Below are 21,996 nucleotides of genomic sequence, written 5' to 3' on the forward strand. Positions count from 1 at the left end.
CATCTCGTAAACTGATGTTTTGTTAGCAGAGTAATTAACAACGCGGGGTTAGACAAGGGAGAAATAAATAAGGCACCGCGAGGGTGCCTGTTGAGTGAAAAGTGGGCATAAGCTTAGTGCCGTTTATACTCATTTTCCTGATAGTCGCCAGATTCTATTTTTGCAATACCTGCCTCTAAAATAGAAATAAACTGACGGGCGACGTCTGTTGTTAGCCACAGCGTCTGTCCAACTTCCGCTTCTTCACGGTTGAGTTGATTTGGGGTCTGGTAGTGCAAACGCAGCATCAGCGCATCGTAGCTATCTACGGTACTGATATCCCAGCCAACGAGTGGGTGGGTCTGGATGACTTCACTATTCTTTTCCATTATAACCCCCTTAATGCGTGTTAGAAGACAACGGCTTTGAGGTTCAATGCATGTTTTTCTGAAAGCAACTTCAGTATACCAAGTAATAAGGGTTCCGAAGGGAAAAATAAACAGGTGGCAACACATTTTTCTGCTTTTTAGGATTGTTCGAACAATAAAACACCATCTCGTTCACGATTTTTAAAGAAGATGCCGAATTAATTTGAACTTACGGGATTTTAGGCAAAAAAAAGCCGGGGCGACCCGGCAAAAAAACACAATGAGGGAGCAGTGTTAATCCGTGATGAACCAGTCGTCAGCGCTTTCCCACGTTTCCTGCAGGATTTCGCTGATGCGATCTTTATCTTCTTTTGCGGCACCAATAACGGAAAGGTTGTTTGCCGCGGCGTAACGCACCGTGACGGCACCTGCGTTGTCAGGAAAGGTATTGTTAATACGACGGGATAATTCGCCTGCCAGTGCATCAAGCGCGCCGGCAGGCAGAACGGTAGTTTTGGCTATGGTGACTTCAATACGCATAAATGCCCCCTGTGTAATATACTGTTTATTTATACAGGTATATTATCAGTTTGACAACAAGGGGCATTGATTTTTTAACGTTTTACCGTCCAGCTTACGGTTTCACCCGCCAGGAATGGGATCAGCGTGTCATCCGTCAGGGTAATGGACTCCTCAACGTGGCTCGCTTTACGCTCCAGTTCGATGAAGGTGTCATTGACCGGCAGGCCGTAGAAGCGTGGGCCGTTAAGGGAGCAGAACGCTTCGAAATGTTCCAGCGCGTTCATCTCTTCAAATACAGTTGCGTAGCTGGCAAGCGCCGTTGGGGCGTTGAAGCAGCCTGCACAGCCGCAGCTTGCCTCTTTACGATGGCGGGCGTGAGGCGCGGAATCGGTACCGAGGAACGCGCGGGAGAACCCGCTGGCGACCAGTTCACGCAGCGCCTGCTGGTGGATGTTGCGCTTGAGGATAGGCAGACAGTAGAGGTGAGGGCGCACCCCGCCCACCAGCATGTGGTTACGGTTAAACATCAGGTGTTGTGGCGTAATGGTGGCGGCGATGAGATCGTTGCCGTCACGCACGTACTCTGCCGCGTCTTTGGTGGTGATATGCTCAAAGACCACCTTCAGCGCGGGCAGGCGCTGGCGCAGAGGCTCCATTACGGTCTCGATAAAACGGGCTTCACGGTCGAAGATGTCAATGTCAGCATGCGTCACTTCACCGTGAACCAGCAGCGGCATACCCAGTTTCTGCATGCGTTCCAGAACCGGCATGATGGCATCAATGCTGGTGACGCCGTGGCTGGAGTTGGTGGTGGCATTCGCCGGGTAGAGTTTCGCTGCCGTAAACACGCCTTCGTTAAAGCCGCGCTCCACTTCGTTCGGATCCAGTGAATCGGTCAGGTAGCAGGTCATCAACGGGGTAAAATCGTGTCCCGCAGGAACGGCATCGAGGATGCGCTGACGATAGGCTATCGCGGCATCGACGGTGGTGACTGGTGGCACCAGGTTAGGCATGACAATCGCGCGGCCATAAATTTCGCTGGTATAAGGCACGACGGTTTTCAACATATCACCATCACGCAGATGAATATGCCAGTCGTCAGGGCGGCGGATTTTAAGAACCTGGGGTTGTGCAGTCATGGAAGCTCCGGCTTGTCAGGAATCAGTCATTAGGATGGCTGTTTTTGCCGGACACAAATCATAAGCGGAAACGTTTTCGTTTGCACACTTTTCCGTAAAAAAAAGGGCGCCGCAGCGCCCTTCAGGTTAATCGGTGAAAGGAATGATAATTTCACCCGGCTTAACCTCTATCCCTTTTGCGTATTTTTTCGCCAGGGCTTCACCCTTGCTTTTGTCTTCACTTAAGACGTACGCGGGCTGCTGGTTAAAGTAATTCCGCAGCGACTGATTCAGATAGGGCATCAGGGTTTGCAGTACCGGCGCCATTTTGTCCGGAGACACCTGCGCATCGACGACCTCCATCTCCTGCAGGAAAATTGCCCCTTTCTCTTTGTTGAAAACAGGGAGTGCCTTCAGCTTGAGCTTGATGTTGGCTTTCTGGTTACCAAAAAGGGAGGACATATCGAGGTCTGCATCACCGGCCAGGGTGACTTTGTTTGGCTCTTCACGTCCGATCTGGCTGGTGAGATTTGTGAGCACGATATGCGCATCGGCAAGACCCGGTACGCCAATGTCTTTCGAGAAATTGTTATGTTTTTCCAGCGCCTGATTAATTTCCTGTTCACTGACGGTATATTGTGTGAGCTGGTTACAGCCAACCAGCAGACCGCTGACAACCAATGCCGCGGCTAAAACAATTTTCTTCATAGTGTTCCTCAACGAAAAATCGGCGCTTCTGTCCTGTTACGCCAGTATGTCAGCGTGAATGGGTAGAAACCAGCAGAAAAAACTGAGAAGTGGGGCGGGAGCGGCGCCCGCCCGAGGGAAAAGTTATGCGCCTGGCTCGAGCATGCCGCTCGCGCTGCGTTTCTGGCTGAACTGCCACCACAGGGCGAGTAGCGTCATAAAGCCCACCGCGCCAAGCATCATCCACGGGAGTTCAGGTTGATTTAACGCTTTGCCGGCATCAAACAACCAGCCGCCCCCGGCGTAACCTAATGCCCCGCCGAGTGCCAGCCCCAGGCGGCTGAACCCCATATAGCTGCCGCGCGCACGCGCATCCGCAAGCGAGGCGCTCAGCGTTTCGCGGGCAGGCTCGGCGATGATCGAGCCAATATAGAATGTGCAAATCAGCGTAAACAGCTGCTGGAGCGTGTTCACCAGGCCGATCGGCATCATGCTCAGCGTCATCAGGAACAGTCCGGCCATCAGACGATGTTCCAGACGAAAACGTCGCTCGCTCCAGCGGGCAATCGGATAGAGCAGCGTTAACGACAGGCAGGCTTCGATGGCGTACATCCATTTCACCGCCGCAGGGGTACCTGCAATGTCGTTAACCATGATCGGCAGCATCAGCATGACCTGCACGGCCAGCATGTAATATCCCGTCAGGGTCAACACATAGGTGACAAAGCGCTTGTCATGCAGGACGCGACCAAGCCCTTCCCGGACCGGCGCTTTCACCGTCGACAGTTTCCACGCCGGCAGGAACAGGCCATTAAACAGCGCGCACAGAATAAAGAGTACCGCGCCAGCCGCACAGACCAGACGGAAGTCATACTGCAGCAGCCAGCTTCCCAGCAGGGCGCCGACAACCGCCCCGGCACTGTCCTGCATCATGAGAATCGAGAAGAAGCGGCCGCGGTGCTGCGGGCGAATCAGCTTTACCACCAGCGCGGTGCGGGGCGGATCGAACAGCGTGCCCCCGATACCGGAGAGGAAACAGGAGAACCAGAGCAGCCACGGCTCCTGAGCGACCGCCATCGTGGCAAAGCCTGCCGCGCGCAGCAGCATACCGGTTACGATCATCGGTTTCGCGCCAAAGCGGTCGGCGATGGCCCCGCCAAAGACGCCCAGGCCCTGCTGGACAAACTGGCGTAGCCCCAGGGCAATGCCGACCATTAATGCCGCCCAGCCCATCTGATCGACAAAGCGGATCGAAATAAGCGGAAAAACGACAAAAAAGCCGAGCACGACCAGCATGTTATCGACGAGCAGGAAATATTTACCCAGGCTCCTGGCCTGTGATACGCGGGACATTTTCCCTCCAGGGAAAATAAGATGGTGAGCACGCTAACATTCTGCGGTGTCGCCGCGTTTTTTCCCACCCCTGAACGCGACAATATTTTTTTATCAAAAGGGTGCTTTGATAGAGAGTTCTCATCGAAAAGTGTGAAAAGAGGTGAAAATGGTATGTCACTGTTTTCACAGACGGCGCAGGCGCAGGTATAGTAAAGCTAATGGGTAAGCTGAAGTGACGGGAAGGAGTGGTATCGATGTTTGGCTATCGCAGTAATGTGCCAAAAGTGCGTCTGACAACGGACAGGCTGGTCGTTCGTCTGGTGCATGAGCGTGATGCCTGGCGTCTGGCGGATTATTACGCCGAGAATCGCCAGTTTTTAAAGCCCTGGGAACCCGTTCGGGATGAGAGCCATTGTTACCCTTCCGGCTGGCAGGCGCGCCTCAGCATGATTACGGAATTTCACAAGCAGGGCAGCGCGTTTTACTTCGCGCTGCTGGATCCTGAAGAGAAAGAGATTATCGGGATCGCCAATTTTTCAAACGTGGTGCGGGGATCGTTTCACGCCTGCTACCTTGGCTACTCCATTGGCCAAAAGTGGCAGGGGCAGGGGCTGATGTACGAGGCGCTGACGGTAGCGATCCGCTATATGCAACGCACGCAGCACATCCATCGCATTATGGCGAACTATATGCCGCATAACCAGCGCAGCGGAAATCTGCTGGCGCGTTTAGGGTTCGAGAAAGAGGGTTACGCCAAAGACTATCTGCTGATAGACGGAGAGTGGCGCGACCACGTTCTGACGGCATTAACCACCCGGGACTGGACTGCAGGTCGTTAAGGAGAAAAGATGAAGTATCAGCTAAACGGTACAGAAGCGCGCGTGATTGGGTGCTTACTCGAAAAACAGGTCACCACGCCGGAGCAGTATCCGCTCTCCGTCAACGCCGTGACCATGGCCTGCAACCAGAAAACCAACCGCGAGCCGGTGATGAACCTTAGCGAACATGATGTTCAGGAGGTGCTGGACGCCCTGGTAAAACGCCACTATCTGCGCACCGTCAGCGGATTCGGCAACCGCGTGACCAAATACGAACAGCGCTTTTGTAACTCCGAATTTGGCGACCTGAAGCTGAGCAGCGCGGAAGTGGCGGTCATCACCACGCTGTTGCTGCGCGGGGCGCAAACGCCGGGAGAACTGCGCTCGCGCGCTTCCCGTATGCATGAGTTCAGCGATATGCAGGAGGTCGAGCAAACTCTGGAAGGGCTGGCTTCTCGCGAAGACGGCCCATACGTGGTGCGTCTGGCGCGCGAGCCGGGCAAACGTGAAAGCCGCTATATGCATCTGTTCAGCGGTGACGTTGATATTTCAGTTAAATCCAGCGCAACCGATCTGAATGCTGGAGATGACGATTTGGTTGCCCGCGTAGAGGCGCTGGAAGACGAGGTCGCAGGGCTGAAACAGCGTCTGGATGCCTTGCTGGCACATTTGGGAGACTGACGGTGAAAAAATTACGCGTAGGCGTGGTGGGGCTGGGCGGTATTGCACAAAAAGCCTGGCTGCCTGTTTTAGGTGCGGCGACGGACTGGACCCTGCAAGGGGCATGGTCACCCACCCGAGAAAAGGCAGAACGTATCTGCGAAACCTGGCGCATGCCGTATGCTGCCTCATTGCAGGATCTGGCCCGCGAGTGCGATGCGGTCTTTGTCCATACCTCAACGGCAACTCATTATCAGGTGGTGAGCGAACTGCTCAATTTGGGGATTCACGTCTGCGTGGACAAACCGCTGGCTGAAAATGTTCAGGATGCTGAGCGGCTGATTGAACTGGCCGCGCGTAAAAAACTGACGCTGATGGTCGGTTTCAACCGCCGCTTCGCACCGCTTTACCAGAAGCTTAAGGCACAGTCGGGCACGCTTTCCTCGCTGCGGATGGATAAACACCGCACAGACAGCATCGGGCCGAACGATCTGCGCTTCACGCTGCTGGATGACTATCTGCACGTTGTGGATACGGCGCTGTGGCTCGCCAGCGGCAATGCGCAGTTGCAAAGTGGCACGCTACTGACGAACGAGCAGGGTGAAATGGTCTACGCCGAACATCATTTCTCGATTGACCATCTGCAGGTAACCACCAGTATGCATCGTCGTGCGGGGAGCCAGCGAGAATGCGTCCAGGCCGTCACCGACGGCGCGTTGTACGACATTACCGACATGCGTGAATGGCGGGAGGAGAAGGGCAGCGGCGTGGTGACGCTACCTGCCCCTGGCTGGCAGAGCACGCTTGAACAGCGCGGTTTTGCCGGTTGCGCCCGTCACTTCATCTCCTGCGTGCAAAATCAGACGGTTCCTGAAACGTCCGGCGAGCAGGCCATCATGGCGCAGCGCGTTGTGGAAAGGCTCTGGCGCGAGGCCATGAGTGAATAACTCGCTGTAACATCTGCGGATAGTAATTCGTTGAAATCCGGGTAGACTAAGCGCCGCTTGTAGGCTTTGCCGGGTGGCGCTTACGCTTGCCCGTCCTGGAAATCCGTATGGTTCTGGAAATTCACGTTAATGAACTTATTAAAATCGCTGGCGGCCGTCAGCTCGATGACCATGTTTTCCCGCGTGCTGGGTTTTGCGCGCGACGCCATTGTGGCAAGGGTATTTGGTGCAGGGATGGCCACGGACGCCTTTTTCGTCGCGTTCAAATTACCGAACCTGCTGCGTCGTATTTTTGCGGAAGGGGCGTTTTCTCAGGCATTCGTCCCGATCCTGGCGGAATATAAAAGCAAGCAGGGCGAGGACGCAACGCGCGTCTTTGTGTCTTATGTCTCCGGCCTGCTGACGCTGGCGCTGGCGGTGGTGACCGTCCTCGGGATGCTGGCTGCGCCCTGGGTGATTATGGTGACCGCGCCCGGCTTTGCCGATACGGCCGACAAGTTTGCCCTGACCTCGCAGCTTTTGCGCATCACCTTCCCTTATATTCTGCTGATCTCGCTGGCCTCGCTGGTGGGGGCGATCCTCAACACCTGGAACCGCTTTTCTGTTCCTGCGTTTGCGCCGACGTTCCTTAACGTCAGCATGATCGGCTTTGCCCTGTTCGCCGCGCCGCACTTCAACCCGCCGGTACTGGCGCTGGCCTGGGCGGTCACCGTGGGCGGCGTGCTGCAGCTGGCGTATCAGCTGCCGCATCTGAAAAAAATCGGCATGCTGGTGCTGCCGCGCATCAACCTCAAAGATGCCGGGGCGATGCGCGTCATCAAGCAGATGGGGCCCGCCATTCTCGGCGTCTCCGTCAGCCAGATCTCGCTGATTATCAACACCATCTTTGCCTCGTTCCTGGTGTCCGGCTCGGTTTCCTGGATGTACTATGCCGACCGCCTGATGGAGTTCCCATCCGGGGTGCTGGGCGTGGCGCTGGGGACCATCCTGCTGCCGTCGCTGTCGAAAAGCTTTGCCAGCGGTAATCATGATGAGTATTGCCGCCTGATGGACTGGGGCCTGCGTCTCTGCTTCCTGCTGGCCCTGCCAAGCGCGGTGGCGCTGGGTATTCTGGCCAAACCGCTGACGGTGTCGCTCTTCCAGTATGGGAAATTCACCGCCTTCGATGCCGCCATGACCCAGCGCGCGCTGATTGCCTACTCGGTGGGACTGATGGGGCTGATCGTGGTGAAAGTGCTGGCGCCGGGCTTTTATTCGCGTCAGGACATCAAAACGCCGGTAAAAATTGCCATCGTGACGCTGATTATGACGCAGCTGATGAACCTGGCGTTTATTGGTCCGCTGAAGCATGCGGGCCTGTCATTATCGATTGGTCTGGCGGCCTGTCTGAATGCCGGGCTGCTGTACTGGCAGCTGCGCAAGCAGGATATTTTCACGCCGCAGCCGGGCTGGGGAAGTTTCCTGGTGCGTCTGATCGTTGCGGTACTGGTGATGTCTGCCGCGCTGCTTGGCATGATGTACGTGATGCCGGAATGGTCCCTGGGTACCATGCCTTATCGTCTGATGCGGCTGATGGCCGTAGTAGGCGTCGGGGTGGTGGCGTACTTTGCCACGCTCGCGGTGCTGGGTTTCAAAGTCAAAGAGTTTGCCCGCCGGACGGCATAAACACCAAAAGGGGAGTTCACCTTAGGGTGCTCCCCACTGCATAATTTGTCGCTTTAGCGTCAAATCGAAATCTTTTTCACACCCGCAATACGTGCAGTCGCTGTCTGACCATCCGCACCATACAGTCCGGTTTCTTTATGCGGTTTCAACACCTCAAGCGCCTGCTGATTACGCTCAATCTGACCTTCCAGTAGCCAGCCGTTATGCTGGTTAAGATCGCGCAGGTGCTGGGTTTTTTCGGTAATGGTCTGCCAGCGCTCAATAATATCGTCATTGGCGCTGCGCTTAGGATCCTGCTCAGCGCGTCGCTGCTGCTCCAGATAATCCAGCGTTGCCAGAAGCGAACTTTTGTCTTCAGTAATACGCTGCAGCGCGCTGCCGTTGATGTGACCGGAAGAGAGATGCTGCTGTTCAGCGTCCATTACCGTTTTCAGGTCGTTCAGGACAACCGTCATTTGATCCAGTATTTCTGACAGTCGACTCATACGGTTAGTTACTCTGTAAGAAACTCTGTGCTTCCTGAATCAGGGCGTCAGCGATTTTGCTGGTGTCCATTTTCAGCTCACCGTTACGAATAGCTGTTTTCAGCGCTTCAACACGTTCCATATTGATATCGTTGCTGCCCGGCTGCATCAGTTTTGCCTGCGCGTCGCTCAGGGTCACGCTGGTGCTGTTGGACGTTGACGGTTTTTCCAGACGCGTTTTCTGCGCCGTAGCGTCATTCGTTTCGCGAGGTTGTACAGCGCTTACCGGCTTCAGGGCTGATGTACGATCAATGCTCATAGTGTTGTCCTCATCGAGGGTTCGCGGCGTTTGCGCCTGACATCATCATTAGTGGAATATTTATCGGCACGCGCCGCGAAATCTTTAAAAAGATTATAGGTTAATCAGAATATTCCCATCAGCATCGACGGTTCCGCTCACCACCTGGCCTGAGGACATTCTGACGCGGGCGTTTTGCGCCACCGCGGCATTGTTCAACGCTTTCCCTTCACTGTTGATGCTAAAGCCATCTCCGTTGGCGACCACCATCACCTGCTGGCCTGCTTTTACCCGCCATGCCTGACGCAGCATGGAGAGCTGTATCGGCTGGCCTGGCGCGACGTCGCGCAGGCTGACGGCGTCCTGTGCCTGGTTAATATCCAGCATGGTGCGTGGCGGCAGTTGATCCAGACGGCCGCGCTTCAGCGTCACGCTGTTTGTCTGCAGCACGCTGCCGCGCGCAATAGGCACGGCAGCGACAACATAATTGCCCGTCGCCTGAACGGCAACCTGTAAATAGCGTTTTTCGTTGGCGCAGCGTGCCAGCACGTTCACATTCCCCCAAAGCTTTGTGAACCCTACCACGCTGAAGGACGGCTGGTCACACGTCGGGTACAGATTCGGTGGCGTGCGCACGGTAACGGTCACGTCATCGCTAAAGCCTGCCAGTTTTTCAGCAAAAAAAGCCGTTAGCCGATCCTGTAACCCTTCAGCTTGCGCCAGAGGGCTTAACAGCAAGAGAGCCGCCACCAGACCACGTTTTAACGTTTGCATCGCAAGTTCCACCGTTTCCAGAGTTGAACGAATTCTACCTGCAGTGGTTTTGCATCAACGGAATAAATAGCGACGCATTTTGCGCTTATTCCGTCGATAGGGGAGACCGGGTGAGATTTAAGCTGTGAACTGAAATTTTGCCATCAGCGGAGGAGACATGCTCGATAAACTCGACGCCGCGTTACGTTTTCAGCAGGAAGCGCTCAACTTACGCGCCCAGCGGCAGGAGATTTTAGCCGCCAATATCGCTAACGCCGATACCCCGGGGTATCAGGCGCGCGATATTGATTTTTCCAGTGAACTCAAAAAGGTGATGGAGCGTGGACGTGCCGAAGGAACGGGTGTTGCACTTGCCATGACATCCTCTCGCCATATTCCTGCTCAGGCGATGACCGCGCCAGCGACCGATTTACTTTATCGCATTCCCGATCAGCCCTCACTCGACGGTAACACCGTGGATATGGACCGGGAGCGTACCCAGTTTGCCGACAACAGCCTGAAATACCAGACGGGTCTGACCGTACTCGGCGGACAAATCAAAGGCATGATGAACGTCCTGCAGGGGGGGAACTGATAGATGGCCTTACTGAATATTTTTGATATCGCCGGTTCGGCGTTAACCGCACAGTCCAAACGCCTGAACGTGGCCGCCAGTAACCTGGCGAACGCCGACAGCGTCACCGGACCCGACGGCCAGCCCTATCGTGCCAAACAGGTTGTCTTTCAGGTCGATGCTGCGCCAGGCGCGGCGACGGGCGGCGTGAAGGTCTCTGATGTGGTAGAGAGCCAGGCGCCGGACAGGCTGGTGTATGAGCCGGGTAACCCGCTTGCGGATGCCAGCGGATACGTGAAGATGCCAAACGTGGATGTGGTGGGTGAGATGGTGAACTCCATGTCGGCTTCCCGTAGCTACCAGGCCAACGTCGAAGTGCTTAATACCGTGAAGAGCATGATGCTCAAAACACTCACTCTCGGCCAGTAAAGGAGACATGCATGTCCATCGCCGTAAATGTGAATGATCCTACGAACTCGGGTGTTAACAACACAAAGAGTACGACAGGTTCTAATTCCCTGACGGGGAGTAACGCCGCCGACCTTCAGGGCAGCTTTCTGACGCTGCTGGTGGCGCAGCTTAAGAACCAGGATCCCACCAACCCAATGCAGAACAACGAACTGACCACGCAGCTTGCGCAGATCAGTACCGTGAGCGGCATTGAGAAACTGAACACCACCCTCGGTTCCGTCTCTGGGCAGATTAACAGCGCCCAGTCTCTGCAGGCGGCAAGCCTGATTGGTCACGGGGTGATGATCCCGGGAACCACGATTCTGGCAGGCACCAGCACCACCGACGGCAATACCACCACGACAACCACGCCGTTTGGCGTTGAGCTCCAGCAGCCGGCTGAGAAGGTGACGGCAACGATCACGGATGCCAATAACGTGGTGGTTCGCACCATTGATATCGGCGAGCTGAAGGCGGGCGTTCACACCTTTACCTGGGATGGCAGCCTGACCGACGGCACCAAAGCACCAAACGGATCCTACAAAGTGGCAATCAGCGCCAGCAACGGGACGACCCAGCTGGTAGCGCAGCCGCTGCAGTTCGCGCTGGTCCAGGGCGTGATTAAAGGAAGCGACGGCAACAAACTGGATTTGGGAACCTCTGGTTCCACCACACTCGACGAAGTTCGGCAGATTATCTAAGCCTTAACACTTATCAGGAGTAAGTCATGGCCTTTTCTCAAGCGGTCAGCGGCCTGAATGCTGCGGCCACCAACCTGGACGTCATTGGCAACAACATCGCCAACTCCGCGACCTATGGTTTTAAATCCGGTTCTGCTTCCTTTGCAGACATGTTTGCCGGTTCCAAAGTCGGCCTGGGCGTGAAAGTTGCGGGCATCACTCAGGACTTTAGCGACGGCACCACCACCAACACCGGTCGCGGTCTGGACGTTGCCATCAGCCAGAACGGTTTCTTCCGTATGGTCGACTCCAACGGTTCCGTGTTCTATAGCCGTAACGGCCAGTTCAAGCTGGATGAAAACCGTAACCTGGTGAACATGCAGGGGATGCAGTTAACCGGTTATCCGGTTGCCGGGACGCCATCAACGGTTCAGACCGGGGCGAACCCACAGGTCATTAATATCCCAACTACGCTGATGGCCGCGAAGTCCACCACCACGGCTTCCCAGCAGATTAACCTGAATTCCACCGATACCGCGCCGACCACCGCTTTTGATCCGGCTAACCCGGACACGTACAACAAAAAAGGTACGGTGACCGTCTTTGATAGCCAGGGTAATGCGCACAACATGAACCTGTTTTATGTCAAAGATGCGACCCCAGCTAACTCCTGGAAAGTGTATGCCCAGGACGGTAGCGTCGCAGGCAGCACGGCGGCACTGGCCACCACGCTGACCTTCGATAATAACGGTACGCTGACCGGTGGTGGAAATATCAACATCACTACCGCGACTATCCCAGGTGCGACGCCAGCGACCTTCGCCATGAGTTTTGCTAACTCCATGCAGCAGAACACCGGTGCGAACAATATCGTCGCGACCAGCCAGAATGGTTTTAAACCAGGCGACCTGGTGAGCTATCAAATCAACGACGACGGCACTGTGGTCGGTAACTATTCCAACGAACAGACCCAGGTTCTGGGCCAGATCGTGCTGGCAAACTTCGCCAACAACGAAGGTCTGAAATCAGAAGGTGACAACGTCTGGTCTGCCACCCAGTCCTCCGGCGTGGCGCTGCTGGGTACTGCCGGAAGCGGTAACTTCGGCACGCTGACCAACGGTGCGCTGGAAGCCTCTAACGTCGATCTGAGTAAAGAGTTGGTGAACATGATCGTCGCGCAGCGTAACTATCAGTCTAACGCGCAGACTATCAAAACCCAGGACCAGATCCTCAACACGCTGGTTAACCTGCGTTAAGCGGCTAACAGGAAAGCGCAATGGATCACGCAATATATACCGCGATGGGCGCGGCAAGTCAGACGCTCAATCAGCAGGCCGTTACCGCCAGCAACCTGGCAAACGCCTCAACGCCGGGCTTTCGCGCGCAGCTTAATGCGCTGCGCGCGGTGCCGGTAGAAGGGCTTTCCCTGCCGACCCGAACGCTGGTGACCGCATCGACCCCAGGCGCCGATATGACGCCAGGGCAGATGGATTACACCTCACGCCCGCTGGACGTGGCTCTGCAGCAGGACGGCTGGCTGGCGGTGCAAACGGCGGACGGCAGTGAAGGCTATACCCGTAACGGGAACATTCAGGTGAGCGCGACGGGCCAACTGACGATTCAGGGGCATCCGGTGATGGGGGAAGCGGGTCCGCTGACCGTACCGGAAGGCTCTGAGCTGACTATCGCTGCGGACGGCACCATTTCGGCGCTCAACCCGGGCGACCCGGCCAATACCGTTGCGCCCGTCGGTCGTCTGAAGCTGGTTAAGGCGGAAGGCAAAGAGGTGCAGCGTGGCGACGACGGCATGTTCCGTCTGACTCAGGCGGCGCAGGCGACGCGGGGTGCCACCTTACAGGCCGATCCGAGCATCCGCGTGATGTCCGGCGTTCTGGAAGGCAGTAACGTCAAGCCGGTCGAAGCCATGACCGACATGATCGCCAGCGCCCGCCGCTTTGAAATGCAGATGAAGATCATCAGCAGCGTTGATGAAAACGCGGGCAAGGCTAACCAACTTCTGGCTATGAGCTAACAGGATTCCTTATGATCAGTTCTTTATGGATCGCGAAAACTGGCCTGGACGCCCAGCAAACCAATATGGACGTGATTGCCAACAACCTGGCAAACGTCAGCACCAATGGTTTCAAGCGTCAGCGCGCCGTTTTCGAAGATTTGCTTTATCAAACCATCCGCCAGCCGGGGGCGCAGTCTTCTGAACAGACGACGTTGCCATCGGGTCTGCAGATCGGTACCGGTGTTCGTCCGGTGGCCACCGAGCGTCTGCACAGTCAGGGCAACCTGTCTCAGACCAACAACAGCAAAGACGTGGCGATCAAAGGCCAGGGCTTCTTCCAGGTGCAGCTGCCTGACGGGACTTCCGCCTACACCCGCGACGGCTCGTTCCAGGTCGATCAGAACGGCCAGCTGGTGACGGCGGGCGGTTTCCAGGTCCAGCCTGCGATTACCATCCCGGCGAACGCCCTGAGCATCACCATCGGTCGTGACGGTGTGGTCAGCGTAACCCAGCAGGGGCAGGCCGCGCCGGTTCAGGTTGGGCAGCTTAACCTGACCACCTTCATGAACGATACCGGTCTGGAAAGCATTGGTGAGAACCTCTACACCGAGACGCAATCCTCCGGTACGCCAAATGAAAGTACCCCGGGCCTGAACGGCGCGGGCCTGCTGTATCAGGGCTATGTTGAAACCTCCAACGTGAACGTGGCGGAAGAGCTGGTGAATATGATCCAGGTCCAGCGCGCGTATGAAATTAACAGTAAAGCAGTGTCGACGACCGACCAGATGCTGCAGAAACTGACGCAACTCTAAGGTGTAGCCCGGTGCGGTAAACGCCGCGCCGGCTCCCTGTTTTCGAAGATGAAGGCAATGCAAAAAAACGCGGCGTTTCGTTATCCGATACTGACTGTTCTGGCCGTCACCCTCAGCGGGTGTGCCTGGATCCCGTCTAAACCTTTGGTCCAGGGTGCGACGACTGCCCAACCCGTTCCTGGCCCTGCGCCAGTGGTAAACGGCTCCATTTTCCAGACCGCGCAGCCGATTAATTACGGCTATCAGCCGCTGTTTGAAGATCGCCGCCCGCGTAACGTCGGCGATACATTGACCATTGTGCTGCAGGAAAACGTCAGCGCGAGCAAGAGCTCGTCGGCGAACGCCAGCCGCGATGGCAAAACGAATTTTGGCTTCGACACCGTGCCACGCTATCTCGAAGGGCTGTTCGGCAACGCGCGTGCTGATGTGAACGCGTCCGGCGGCAATACCTTTAACGGTAAAGGCGGCGCGAATGCCAGCAACACCTTCAGCGGTACGCTGACGGTGACGGTTGACCAGGTACTGGTTAACGGCAACCTACACGTTGTGGGTGAAAAACAGATCGCCATCAACCAGGGCACTGAATTCATTCGCTTCTCGGGCGTGGTTAACCCTCGCACCATCAGCGGCACCAACACCGTTCCGTCCACTCAGGTGGCGGATGCGCGCATTGAGTACGTCGGGAACGGCTATATCAATGAAGCGCAAAATATGGGTTGGCTGCAGCGCTTCTTCCTTAATTTATCGCCGATGTAAGCGAGGTGACCCATGTTTAAATCGATCTTCGCCGTGGCGCTCGCGCTGGTGGCTACCTTTGCCCAGGCTGACCGTATTCGCGATCTCACCAGCGTTCAGGGCGTGCGCGAAAACTCGCTGATTGGCTACGGCCTGGTGGTGGGGCTGGACGGTACCGGTGACCAGACGACCCAGACTCCTTTTACCACCCAAAGCCTGAACAACATGCTTTCCCAGCTCGGCATTACCGTGCCAGCGGGAACTAATATGCAGCTGAAAAACGTGGCGGCAGTAATGGTCACCGCGTCCTACCCGGCGTTTGCGCGCCAGGGACAGACCATTGACGTGGTGGTCTCCTCAATGGGTAACGCCAAAAGCCTGCGCGGCGGTACGCTGCTGATGACCCCGCTGAAAGGCGTCGACAGCCAGGTTTATGCGCTGGCGCAGGGGAACATTCTGGTCGGCGGTGCGGGAGCATCCGCAGGCGGAAGCAGCGTGCAGGTGAACCAGCTCAACGGCGGACGGATTACCAACGGGGCGATCATTGAGCGTGAACTGCCGACCCAGTTTGGCGCGGGCAACACCATCAACCTGCAGCTCAATAATGAAGACTTCACGATGGCGCAGCAGATTGCCGATACCATCAACCGCAGCCGCGGCTACGGTAATGCAACGGCACTCGATGCGCGCACCGTGCAGATCCGCACCTCCACCGGCAGCAGCAACCAGGTGCGCATGCTGGCCGATATCCAGAATATGGAAGTGAACGTTCCGGTCCAGGATGCGAAGGTGATCATCAACTCCCGTACCGGCTCGGTGGTCATGAACCGGGAAGTGTCGCTCGACAGCTGCGCCGTGGCGCAGGGGAACCTCTCCGTGACGGTAAACCGCTCCGCGAACGTGAGCCAGCCGAATACGCCATTTGGTGGCGGTCAGACGGTGGTGACGCCGCAAACGCAGATTGATATGCGCCAGAGCGGCGGGTCACTGCAAAGCGTGCGCTCCAGCGCCAACCTGAACAGCGTGGTACGTGCCCTGAATGCCCTGGGGGCAACGCCGATGGATCTGATGTCCATCCTGCAATCGATGCAAAGCGCGGGCTGCCTGCGCGCCAAACTGGAAATCATCTAATGCTGACCGATAGCAAACTGTTGACCAGTGCAGCCTGGGATGCCCAGTCGCTCAACGAACTGAAAACCAAAGCAGGAAAAGACCCGGCGGCGAATATCCGCCCGGTCGCCCGCCAGGTGGAAGGGATGTTTGTACAGATGATGCTGAAAAGCATGCGCGAAACCCTGCCGAAAGACGGGATGTTCAGCAGTGATTCAACGCGTCTCTACACCAGCATGTATGACCAGCAGATTGCGCAGCAGATGACCGCCGGGAAAGGCCTCGGACTGGCTGACATGATTGTCAAGCAGACCGAAGCCGCGCAGGGCATTCAGCCTCAGGATCAGCCGCAGCAGGTACCGATGAAGTTCGACCTGGAAACGGTGACCAGCTATCAGAACCAGGCTCTGACGCAAATGGTGCGTAAAGCCATGCCGAAAGCTACGGGCAGCGGCGATGAGCCGCTCTCCGGTGACAGCAAAGACTTCCTGGCGCAGCTTTCTCTGCCTGCGCGCCTTGCCAGCGAACAGAGCGGCGTGCCGCATCACCTGATTCTGGCGCAGGCCGCGCTGGAGTCGGGCTGGGGTCAGCGCCAGATCCGCAAGGAAAACGGCGAGCCGAGCTTCAACATCTTCGGCGTGAAGGCTACCTCCAGCTGGAAGGGGCCAACCACGGAGATCACGACCACCGAATACGAGAACGGTGCGGCGGTGAAGGTGAAAGCCAAATTCCGCGTCTACAGCTCGTATCTGGAAGCCTTGTCCGATTATGTTGGCCTGCTGAGCCGAAATCCGCGCTATACCGCCGTGACGCAGGCGGCGACGGCGGAGCAGGGCGCTCAGGCGCTGCAAAACGCGGGCTACGCGACCGACCCGAACTATGCGCGTAAGCTCACCAGCATGATCCAGCAGCTGAAATCAATGGGCGAGAAGGTCAGCAAAGCCTATAGCACAGATATTGAAAATCTGTTCTGAAAGTTCTCAAGTCCCGGTGGAGGTTGCCGATAACCTTCATCAGGACTCGTGTCTGAACGTATAAAAGGAACCCCCATGTCCAGTTTGATTAACAGCGCCATGAGTGGCCTCAGTGCTGCGCAGTCGGCACTCAATACCGTCAGTAATAATATTTCAAGCTATAACGTGGCAGGCTATACCCGCCAGACCACGGTGCTGGGCGCATCTAACAGCACGCTGACCGGCGGTGGCTGGGTGGGTAACGGGGTGTATGTCTCCGGTGTCCAGCGTGAGTATGACGCCTTCATCACCAACCAGCTGCGCGCCGCGCAGACGCAGAGCAGCGGCCTGACGACGCGCTACCAGCAGATGTCAAAAATCGACGACGTGCTCTCCGATACCACCAACTCGCTCTCCACCACGCTGCAGGACTTCTTCAAGAGTCTGCAAACGCTGGTGAGCAACGCGGAAGACCCGGCGGCACGTCAGACGGTGCTGGGTAAAGCGGGCGGTCTGGTCAATCAGTTTAAAACCAACGATCAGTATCTTCGCGACCAGGATACGCAGGTCAATACCGCGATTAGCACCAGCGTTTCTCAGATCAACAACTATGCCAAACAGATTGCCAATCTGAACGATCAGATTTCCCGTCTGACCGGCGTCGGCGCGGGCGCATCGCCTAACGATCTGCTTGATCAGCGCGATCAGCTCGTCAATGAGCTGAACAAAATCGTCGGCGTGGAAGTCTCTGTCCAGGATAGCGGCACGTTTAACATCTCTTTCGGCAATGGTTACAGCCTGGTACAGGGCAGCAAAGCCAACCAGCTGGCTGCCGTGAAGTCGAGTGCCGATCCGGCCCGTACTACCGTGGCCTATGTCGATGACGTGGCCGGGAACGTCGAGATCCCGGAAAAAATGATCACCACCGGTTCATTAGGCGGTTTACTGACTTTCCGTACGGAAGATCTGGATAAAGCCCGTAATACCCTGAACCAGATGGCGCTGGCCTTTGCCGATTCGATGAACACGCAGCATGAAGCCGGTTTTGACGCTAACGGTGATGCGGGAGGTAAGCTGTTCAACTTTGGTTCTCCGGCGGTGCTGTCCAACAGCAAGAACGGCGGATCGGCGGTTGTTACGGCCTCTGTGACGGACAGCAAACAGGTCCAGGCGACAGACTATAAGCTGCAGTTCAATGGCACTGACTGGACGATCACCCGTACATCAGACAAAACCAGCTTTACGATGAGCCCGGATGCCAGCGGCAATCTGTCGTTTGATGGCCTTAACGTCAACGTGAGCGGCACGGCAAATACCAAAGACAGCTTTACCGTGAAGCCGGTTTCCGACGTCATCATGAACATGGATCTGGCGATCAGCGACGAGTCCAAACTGGCGATGGCGTCAGTGCAGAACGGCGGCGAAAGTGATAACCGTAACGGCCAGAAACTGCTCGATCTGCAAAACGCGAAAGTCGTGGGGGGCAACAAAACCTTCAACGATGCGTATGCCTCTCTCGTCAGTACCGTGGGTAGCTCAACGGCGTCACTGAAGGTGAGCAGCCAGACGAAAGCCAACGTGGAGACGCAGTTAATCAAGCAGCAGCAGACCATCTCTGGGGTAAACCTCGACGAAGAGTATGGCAATTTGCAGCGTTATCAGCAGTATTACCTGGCGAACGCCCAGGTTCTCCAGACTGCCAGTACGCTCTTCGATGCAATTATCAACATTCGTTAAGGTTGAGGTGAACAATGCGTATTAGCACCCAGATGATGTATGAGCAGAACATGCGTGGGATCACCGATTCCCAGAGCAGATGGCTGAGCTACGGTGAGCAGATGTCCACCGGCAAGCGCGTCAACCGTCCGTCGGACGATCCTATCGCCGCGTCGCAGGCCATCGTTCTGTCACAATCGCAGTCGCAAAACAGCCAGTTCGCGCTTGCGCGTACCTTCGCCACGCAAAAAGTCTCGCTGGAAGATAACGTGTTAACTCAGGTGAACACCGCGATCTCAAGCGTGCGCGAGAAGCTCGTTTACGCCTCGAACGGCACATTAAGCGATGACGACCGTCTTTCTCTGGCGACCGATATTCAGGGGATCCGCGATCAGCTTATGAACCTGGCTAACACAACGGATGGTAATGGTCGCTTTATCTTTGCGGGATACAAAACCGAGAGCGCACCGTTTGATGCCGCGACCGGGGATTATAACGGCGGCGCTGAGGCTATCACGCAGCAGGTTGATACGGCGCGTAATATGGCCATTAGCCATACCGGGCAGCAAATTTTCGAAAGCATTACCAGTAATGCGGAACAGCTGCCGGGCGGTGGATATGGCGAGACGAACATGTTCAAAATCCTGGATTCTGCGATTGCGTCGCTGAAGACGCCGATTGAGAACGATCCGGCTGCCGCAACGGCGCAAAGCCAGGTGATTGCCAATGCGCAAATCGGCATCAAAAACGCCCAGAACAATATTCTGACGGTCGTTGCGGATGTGGGCACCAAGATGAACGAGCTGGAAAAACTCGATACGCTGGGCGATGACCGCGCGCTGGGTCAGACCAAGCAGATGAGCGACCTGGTTGATGTCGACTGGAACGAAGCGATTTCCTCTTACACCATGCAGCAGGCGGCCTTGCAGGCGTCTTATAAAGCGTTTAGCGATATGCAGGGCATGTCTCTGTTCCAGCTGAACAAATAACATCTTGACCTCTTAGAGCATGTCTTGAAACTGGGCATGTTTTACTGCCCAATCCGTCTGGATTGGGCATTTTTTTTATGCAACTTCCGCCGGTGCGGAGGCGACTCGTGCGCTTTCTATCAGACGGATGGCCAGCGCAATGACGCCACAGACGGTGGCCAGTGCGACCACACCCGTCCAGCCAGCCAGCGAGTAGATATTGCTGCCTAACGCGGAGCCCAGCGCCATCCCGATAAAGACCACCGTAAAGAGCAGGGCATTGAGACGACCACGCGCCTGCGGTTCTAGGCTGTACACCAGGTTCTGGTGGGCGACCAGGCTGGATTGCAGGCCCAGGTCGAACCCGACGGCAGAGATGGCGATCAGCATCAGCTGTCCATGAACGCCCAATGCGGGCATCAGTAACATCAGGGCGAAAGAGACGGTCACAAGGACGGCACCAAGCTGCGTGACTTTTCCTGCCCCCAGTTTGTCCGCCAGCCCCCCCGCCAGTGGGGCAGCTAACGCACCCGCGGCACCGGCAATACCGAAACCACCTGCGACGGCACTACCCAGGTGATAGCGTTCCAGCAGCATGACCGCAAGCGTTGACCAGAAGGCGCTAAAGGCAATCGACAGGAAACCCTGAGCCAGCGCCGCGCGGCGCAGTGCCGGATAACGACGCCACAGGTGCTCCATCGAACGCATCAGCGCGGGGTAGCTCAGCGTGGAGTGAATGGCAAAACGGGGAAGCACAAACCACATCATCACCCCGATGAACGCGATGCTCGCCGCCGCCAACTGGTACATGACGCGCCAGCCGAACGCTTCGCCCACCACGCCGCTTACGGTTCTGGATAATAAGATACCCATCAGCAGGCCGGTCATTACCGTGCCTACGGTTTTCCCCTGTTTACCTTCCGGTGCGAGAATGGCCGCGGCGGGGACGATATCCTGCGCCATGGTGGCGGCCATGCCGATGAGCAGGCTTGCCAGCAGAAGAGAATGGATCTGCCCGGTCAGGCTACAGCCGAGAAGAAACAGTGCTAGCGCCGCGCTTTTGAGCAGAATTAATGTCCTGCGGTCGTGGCGATCGCCCAGAGGAAGCAGGAACAGGATGCCGAGCGCGTAGCCTGCCTGCGTTAATGTTGGCACCAGGCCCATACCTTCAATGCTCAGATGCAGGTCAGCACCCATCAGCGGCAGCAGGGGCTGCGCGTAATAGATTGATGCCACGCTGAAGCCCGCCCCCAGAGCCAGCATAAAAATCACCCAGCGGCTTACAGCATGGGGAGTCGTTGTTGTGTTCATAAGTTGTTCCTCATTCGTCGTGTGCAGCTATTTTTTATCAGTACGCCTTGCGACGGTAGCGGGCCCGGTGGTAAAACGCTTATACGTTAAACGTATAACTGAAAATGCGATGAAAAGAGCTGAGCGTATAGACAGGGTAGAGCTAATGCGAACGTTTGTCCGCATTGTCGAGGCGGGTTCGCTCTCTGCGGCGGCACGGCAGCTGGCAACAACCCAGGCCACGGTAAGCCGACGGTTGCAGTCGCTTGAAACCATGCTGGGCGTGCGCCTGATGTTGCGCACCACCCACACGACGCGGCTAACGGATGACGGCGAGCGCTGCTATCAGCACGCCCGTCGGGTGATCGACAGCTGGCTGGCGCTGGAAGATGAGGTGGGGCAGACGGAAGATGAGCCGGTAGGCGTGCTGCGGGTGCGCGCCCCCCACGCGTTTGGTCAGGACCAGCTTCTGAAACCTGTAACCGAATTTTTGCAACGCTATCCCCAGCTTTCGATTGAGTGGATGCTCAACGACCGGTCGGCAGATTTTCTCGGCGACAACCTTGACTGCGCTATTCGGGTGGGTGTGGAGGTCGATCCGGCGACCGTATCCGTGCTGCTGGCGGAAGTGCCTCGCTCGGTGGTGGCCGCACCAGCGCTGCTGGCCCGCTTCCCGGCGGTGAATACGCCGGAGGATTTGCAGCAGTTTCCCTGGATAGCCATCAGCTCTTTCTACCAGCGCCACGTGGAGCTATTTCACGATGACTCGCCCGCCACCGCGCGGATTGCTATTACGCCACGCCTCAGCACCGACAGCCTGTATGTTGCACGCAATACGGCACTGACCGGGCTCGGTGTGGCGGTCGTATCAAGCTGGACGGTACAGGATGATATTCGGGAAGGGCGGCTGGTGCATTTGCTGCCGGAGTGGCAGCCAGCGGCGCTACCGGTGCATCTGGTTTATCCCTGGTCCCGTTATTATCCGGCACGCTTGCGGCGTTTTCTTGAGCTGATGCGGCAGGTCATGCCGGAGGTGACCGGAATGAGGAAGCCCGTTCAGCAGCCATAAAAAAAGCCGAC

The 21,996-nt window shown here is 56.6% G+C and carries 25 protein-coding genes; 16 read left to right on the forward strand and 9 right to left on the reverse strand.

Features of this window, described 5'->3' with window-relative positions; translation table 11 throughout:
* Positions 1 to 113 precede the first annotated feature (113 nt).
* From bssS to mdtH, 5 genes are all read right to left on the reverse strand, one after another.
* Complete coding sequence (gene bssS, locus V1572_RS11075; RefSeq protein WP_008500827.1) at positions 114 to 368, reverse strand: biofilm formation regulator BssS; 255 nt, start codon at positions 366 to 368, stop codon at positions 114 to 116.
* Between the two features lie 273 nt (positions 369 to 641).
* Positions 642 to 887 carry a DNA damage-inducible protein I gene (gene dinI, locus V1572_RS11080; RefSeq protein WP_008500826.1) on the reverse strand — a complete coding sequence of 82 codons (246 nt, stop codon included), beginning with the start codon at positions 885 to 887 and terminating at the stop codon, positions 642 to 644.
* 74 nt (positions 888 to 961) lie between these two features.
* Positions 962 to 2,008, reverse strand: coding sequence for a dihydroorotase (pyrC, locus tag V1572_RS11085; RefSeq protein ID WP_395299966.1), 1,047 nt, complete (start codon positions 2,006 to 2,008; stop codon positions 962 to 964).
* 126 nt (positions 2,009 to 2,134) lie between these two features.
* A complete protein-coding gene (locus V1572_RS11090) occupies positions 2,135 to 2,695 on the reverse strand; it encodes a lipoprotein (protein ID WP_045910186.1) in 561 nt (186 codons plus the stop codon).
* A gap of 123 nt (positions 2,696 to 2,818) precedes the next feature.
* Positions 2,819 to 4,027 carry a multidrug efflux MFS transporter MdtH gene (gene mdtH / locus V1572_RS11095; protein WP_063621367.1) on the reverse strand — a complete coding sequence of 403 codons (1,209 nt, stop codon included), beginning with the start codon at positions 4,025 to 4,027 and terminating at the stop codon, positions 2,819 to 2,821.
* 236 nt (positions 4,028 to 4,263) lie between these two features.
* Between mdtH and rimJ the strand changes: the two genes are divergently transcribed.
* The 4 genes from rimJ (at position 4,264) to murJ (ending at position 8,099) form a co-directional block, all read left to right on the forward strand.
* Positions 4,264 to 4,848, forward strand: a complete 585-nt coding sequence (gene rimJ / locus V1572_RS11100; RefSeq protein ID WP_008500822.1) for a ribosomal protein S5-alanine N-acetyltransferase — start codon at positions 4,264 to 4,266, stop codon at positions 4,846 to 4,848.
* 9 nt (positions 4,849 to 4,857) lie between these two features.
* Positions 4,858 to 5,508 carry a YceH family protein gene (locus V1572_RS11105; RefSeq protein WP_048222512.1) on the forward strand — a complete coding sequence of 217 codons (651 nt, stop codon included), beginning with the start codon at positions 4,858 to 4,860 and terminating at the stop codon, positions 5,506 to 5,508.
* 2 nt (positions 5,509 to 5,510) lie between these two features.
* Complete coding sequence (locus V1572_RS11110; RefSeq protein WP_248221132.1) at positions 5,511 to 6,434, forward strand: Gfo/Idh/MocA family protein; 924 nt, start codon at positions 5,511 to 5,513, stop codon at positions 6,432 to 6,434.
* A gap of 129 nt (positions 6,435 to 6,563) precedes the next feature.
* Complete coding sequence (gene murJ / locus V1572_RS11115; protein WP_023311131.1) at positions 6,564 to 8,099, forward strand: murein biosynthesis integral membrane protein MurJ; 1,536 nt, start codon at positions 6,564 to 6,566, stop codon at positions 8,097 to 8,099.
* Positions 8,100 to 8,158: 59 nt separating this feature from the next.
* Here murJ and flgN read toward each other — a convergent pair whose 3' ends face one another.
* The 3 genes from flgN to flgA form a co-directional block, all read right to left on the reverse strand.
* Positions 8,159 to 8,584 carry a flagella biosynthesis chaperone FlgN gene (gene flgN / locus V1572_RS11120; protein ID WP_008500818.1) on the reverse strand — a complete coding sequence of 142 codons (426 nt, stop codon included), beginning with the start codon at positions 8,582 to 8,584 and terminating at the stop codon, positions 8,159 to 8,161.
* A 4-nt stretch (positions 8,585 to 8,588) separates the two neighbouring features.
* Complete coding sequence (gene flgM, locus V1572_RS11125; protein ID WP_008500817.1) at positions 8,589 to 8,882, reverse strand: flagellar biosynthesis anti-sigma factor FlgM; 294 nt, start codon at positions 8,880 to 8,882, stop codon at positions 8,589 to 8,591.
* Positions 8,883 to 8,975: 93 nt separating this feature from the next.
* Entirely contained in the window at positions 8,976 to 9,635 is a 660-nt protein-coding gene (gene flgA / locus V1572_RS11130) for a flagellar basal body P-ring formation chaperone FlgA (protein WP_008500816.1), read from the reverse strand.
* Positions 9,636 to 9,792: 157 nt separating this feature from the next.
* Between flgA and flgB the strand changes: the two genes are divergently transcribed.
* The 11 genes from flgB to flgL all read left to right on the forward strand — a co-directional run bounded on the left by flgB (position 9,793) and on the right by flgL (position 19,647).
* Positions 9,793 to 10,209 carry a flagellar basal body rod protein FlgB gene (gene flgB / locus V1572_RS11135; protein ID WP_008500815.1) on the forward strand — a complete coding sequence of 139 codons (417 nt, stop codon included), beginning with the start codon at positions 9,793 to 9,795 and terminating at the stop codon, positions 10,207 to 10,209.
* 3 nt (positions 10,210 to 10,212) lie between these two features.
* Positions 10,213 to 10,617, forward strand: coding sequence for a flagellar basal body rod protein FlgC (flgC, locus tag V1572_RS11140; RefSeq protein ID WP_008500814.1), 405 nt, complete (start codon positions 10,213 to 10,215; stop codon positions 10,615 to 10,617).
* Between the two features lie 11 nt (positions 10,618 to 10,628).
* The gene (gene flgD, locus V1572_RS11145) at positions 10,629 to 11,339 is read left to right on the forward strand and encodes a flagellar hook assembly protein FlgD (protein WP_032650840.1); all 711 of its coding nucleotides are present in this window, start codon (positions 10,629 to 10,631) and stop codon (positions 11,337 to 11,339) included.
* A 26-nt stretch (positions 11,340 to 11,365) separates the two neighbouring features.
* A complete protein-coding gene (gene flgE / locus V1572_RS11150) occupies positions 11,366 to 12,574 on the forward strand; it encodes a flagellar hook protein FlgE (RefSeq protein WP_008500812.1) in 1,209 nt (402 codons plus the stop codon).
* A 20-nt stretch (positions 12,575 to 12,594) separates the two neighbouring features.
* On the forward strand, positions 12,595 to 13,350 hold the full coding sequence (locus tag V1572_RS11155) for a flagellar basal body rod protein FlgF (RefSeq protein ID WP_008500811.1): 756 nt from the start codon (positions 12,595 to 12,597) through the stop codon (positions 13,348 to 13,350).
* Between the two features lie 11 nt (positions 13,351 to 13,361).
* Positions 13,362 to 14,144: a flagellar basal-body rod protein FlgG gene (flgG, locus tag V1572_RS11160; RefSeq protein ID WP_008500810.1), complete on the forward strand. Its 783-nt coding sequence runs from the start codon at positions 13,362 to 13,364 to the stop codon at positions 14,142 to 14,144.
* Positions 14,145 to 14,201: 57 nt separating this feature from the next.
* Positions 14,202 to 14,900 (forward strand): flagellar basal body L-ring protein FlgH, encoded by a 699-nt coding sequence (flgH, locus tag V1572_RS11165; protein ID WP_032666985.1) that lies wholly within the window; start codon positions 14,202 to 14,204, stop codon positions 14,898 to 14,900.
* Positions 14,901 to 14,912: 12 nt separating this feature from the next.
* Entirely contained in the window at positions 14,913 to 16,010 is a 1,098-nt protein-coding gene (locus V1572_RS11170; protein ID WP_029740346.1) for a flagellar basal body P-ring protein FlgI, read from the forward strand.
* On the forward strand, positions 16,010 to 16,963 hold the full coding sequence (gene flgJ, locus V1572_RS11175; protein ID WP_021240767.1) for a flagellar assembly peptidoglycan hydrolase FlgJ: 954 nt from the start codon (positions 16,010 to 16,012) through the stop codon (positions 16,961 to 16,963). Before V1572_RS11170 ends, flgJ begins: the two co-directional genes overlap by 1 nt.
* Before the next feature lie 75 nt (positions 16,964 to 17,038).
* A complete protein-coding gene (gene flgK / locus V1572_RS11180) occupies positions 17,039 to 18,679 on the forward strand; it encodes a flagellar hook-associated protein FlgK (protein ID WP_045910192.1) in 1,641 nt (546 codons plus the stop codon).
* A gap of 14 nt (positions 18,680 to 18,693) precedes the next feature.
* The gene (flgL, locus tag V1572_RS11185) at positions 18,694 to 19,647 is read left to right on the forward strand and encodes a flagellar hook-associated protein FlgL (protein ID WP_048027417.1); all 954 of its coding nucleotides are present in this window, start codon (positions 18,694 to 18,696) and stop codon (positions 19,645 to 19,647) included.
* A gap of 75 nt (positions 19,648 to 19,722) precedes the next feature.
* Here the strand turns inward: flgL and V1572_RS11190 are convergent, their stop codons facing one another.
* Positions 19,723 to 20,937 (reverse strand): MFS transporter, encoded by a 1,215-nt coding sequence (locus V1572_RS11190; RefSeq protein WP_395299967.1) that lies wholly within the window; start codon positions 20,935 to 20,937, stop codon positions 19,723 to 19,725.
* Positions 20,938 to 21,082: 145 nt separating this feature from the next.
* On the opposite strand from V1572_RS11190, the gene V1572_RS11195 reads away from it, so the two are divergent.
* Complete coding sequence (locus V1572_RS11195) at positions 21,083 to 21,985, forward strand: LysR family transcriptional regulator (RefSeq protein WP_395299968.1); 903 nt, start codon at positions 21,083 to 21,085, stop codon at positions 21,983 to 21,985.
* Positions 21,986 to 21,996 lie beyond the last annotated feature (11 nt).

Source organism: Enterobacter quasiroggenkampii, assembly GCF_043972695.1.
In the GTDB taxonomy this organism is placed as follows: domain Bacteria; phylum Pseudomonadota; class Gammaproteobacteria; order Enterobacterales; family Enterobacteriaceae; genus Enterobacter; species Enterobacter quasiroggenkampii.

Excerpts from the sequence above, each read along its gene's own strand:
- mdtH (WP_063621367.1), bottom strand. The coding sequence starts at position 4,027 with ATGTCCCGCGTATCACAGGCCAGGAGCCTGGGTAAATATTTCCTGCTC.
- flgH (WP_032666985.1), top strand. The coding sequence starts at position 14,202 with ATGCAAAAAAACGCGGCGTTTCGTTATCCGATACTGACTGTTCTGGCC.
- flgD (WP_032650840.1), top strand. The coding sequence starts at position 10,629 with ATGTCCATCGCCGTAAATGTGAATGATCCTACGAACTCGGGTGTTAAC.
- flgG (WP_008500810.1), top strand. The coding sequence starts at position 13,362 with ATGATCAGTTCTTTATGGATCGCGAAAACTGGCCTGGACGCCCAGCAA.
- murJ (WP_023311131.1), top strand. The coding sequence starts at position 6,564 with ATGAACTTATTAAAATCGCTGGCGGCCGTCAGCTCGATGACCATGTTT.
- flgB (WP_008500815.1), top strand. The coding sequence starts at position 9,793 with ATGCTCGATAAACTCGACGCCGCGTTACGTTTTCAGCAGGAAGCGCTC.
- bssS (WP_008500827.1), bottom strand. The coding sequence starts at position 368 with ATGGAAAAGAATAGTGAAGTCATCCAGACCCACCCACTCGTTGGCTGG.
- flgC (WP_008500814.1), top strand. The coding sequence starts at position 10,213 with ATGGCCTTACTGAATATTTTTGATATCGCCGGTTCGGCGTTAACCGCA.
- flgJ (WP_021240767.1), top strand. The coding sequence starts at position 16,010 with ATGCTGACCGATAGCAAACTGTTGACCAGTGCAGCCTGGGATGCCCAG.
- V1572_RS11105 (WP_048222512.1), top strand. The coding sequence starts at position 4,858 with ATGAAGTATCAGCTAAACGGTACAGAAGCGCGCGTGATTGGGTGCTTA.
- V1572_RS11190 (WP_395299967.1), bottom strand. The coding sequence starts at position 20,937 with ATGAACACAACAACGACTCCCCATGCTGTAAGCCGCTGGGTGATTTTT.
- flgL (WP_048027417.1), top strand. The coding sequence starts at position 18,694 with ATGCGTATTAGCACCCAGATGATGTATGAGCAGAACATGCGTGGGATC.
- flgM (WP_008500817.1), bottom strand. The coding sequence starts at position 8,882 with ATGAGCATTGATCGTACATCAGCCCTGAAGCCGGTAAGCGCTGTACAA.
- flgE (WP_008500812.1), top strand. The coding sequence starts at position 11,366 with ATGGCCTTTTCTCAAGCGGTCAGCGGCCTGAATGCTGCGGCCACCAAC.
- rimJ (WP_008500822.1), top strand. The coding sequence starts at position 4,264 with ATGTTTGGCTATCGCAGTAATGTGCCAAAAGTGCGTCTGACAACGGAC.
- V1572_RS11155 (WP_008500811.1), top strand. The coding sequence starts at position 12,595 with ATGGATCACGCAATATATACCGCGATGGGCGCGGCAAGTCAGACGCTC.
- V1572_RS11090 (WP_045910186.1), bottom strand. The coding sequence starts at position 2,695 with ATGAAGAAAATTGTTTTAGCCGCGGCATTGGTTGTCAGCGGTCTGCTG.
- V1572_RS11170 (WP_029740346.1), top strand. The coding sequence starts at position 14,913 with ATGTTTAAATCGATCTTCGCCGTGGCGCTCGCGCTGGTGGCTACCTTT.
- pyrC (WP_395299966.1), bottom strand. The coding sequence starts at position 2,008 with ATGACTGCACAACCCCAGGTTCTTAAAATCCGCCGCCCTGACGACTGG.
- dinI (WP_008500826.1), bottom strand. The coding sequence starts at position 887 with ATGCGTATTGAAGTCACCATAGCCAAAACTACCGTTCTGCCTGCCGGC.
- flgK (WP_045910192.1), top strand. The coding sequence starts at position 17,039 with ATGTCCAGTTTGATTAACAGCGCCATGAGTGGCCTCAGTGCTGCGCAG.
- flgN (WP_008500818.1), bottom strand. The coding sequence starts at position 8,584 with ATGAGTCGACTGTCAGAAATACTGGATCAAATGACGGTTGTCCTGAAC.
- flgA (WP_008500816.1), bottom strand. The coding sequence starts at position 9,635 with ATGCAAACGTTAAAACGTGGTCTGGTGGCGGCTCTCTTGCTGTTAAGC.
- V1572_RS11195 (WP_395299968.1), top strand. The coding sequence starts at position 21,083 with ATGCGAACGTTTGTCCGCATTGTCGAGGCGGGTTCGCTCTCTGCGGCG.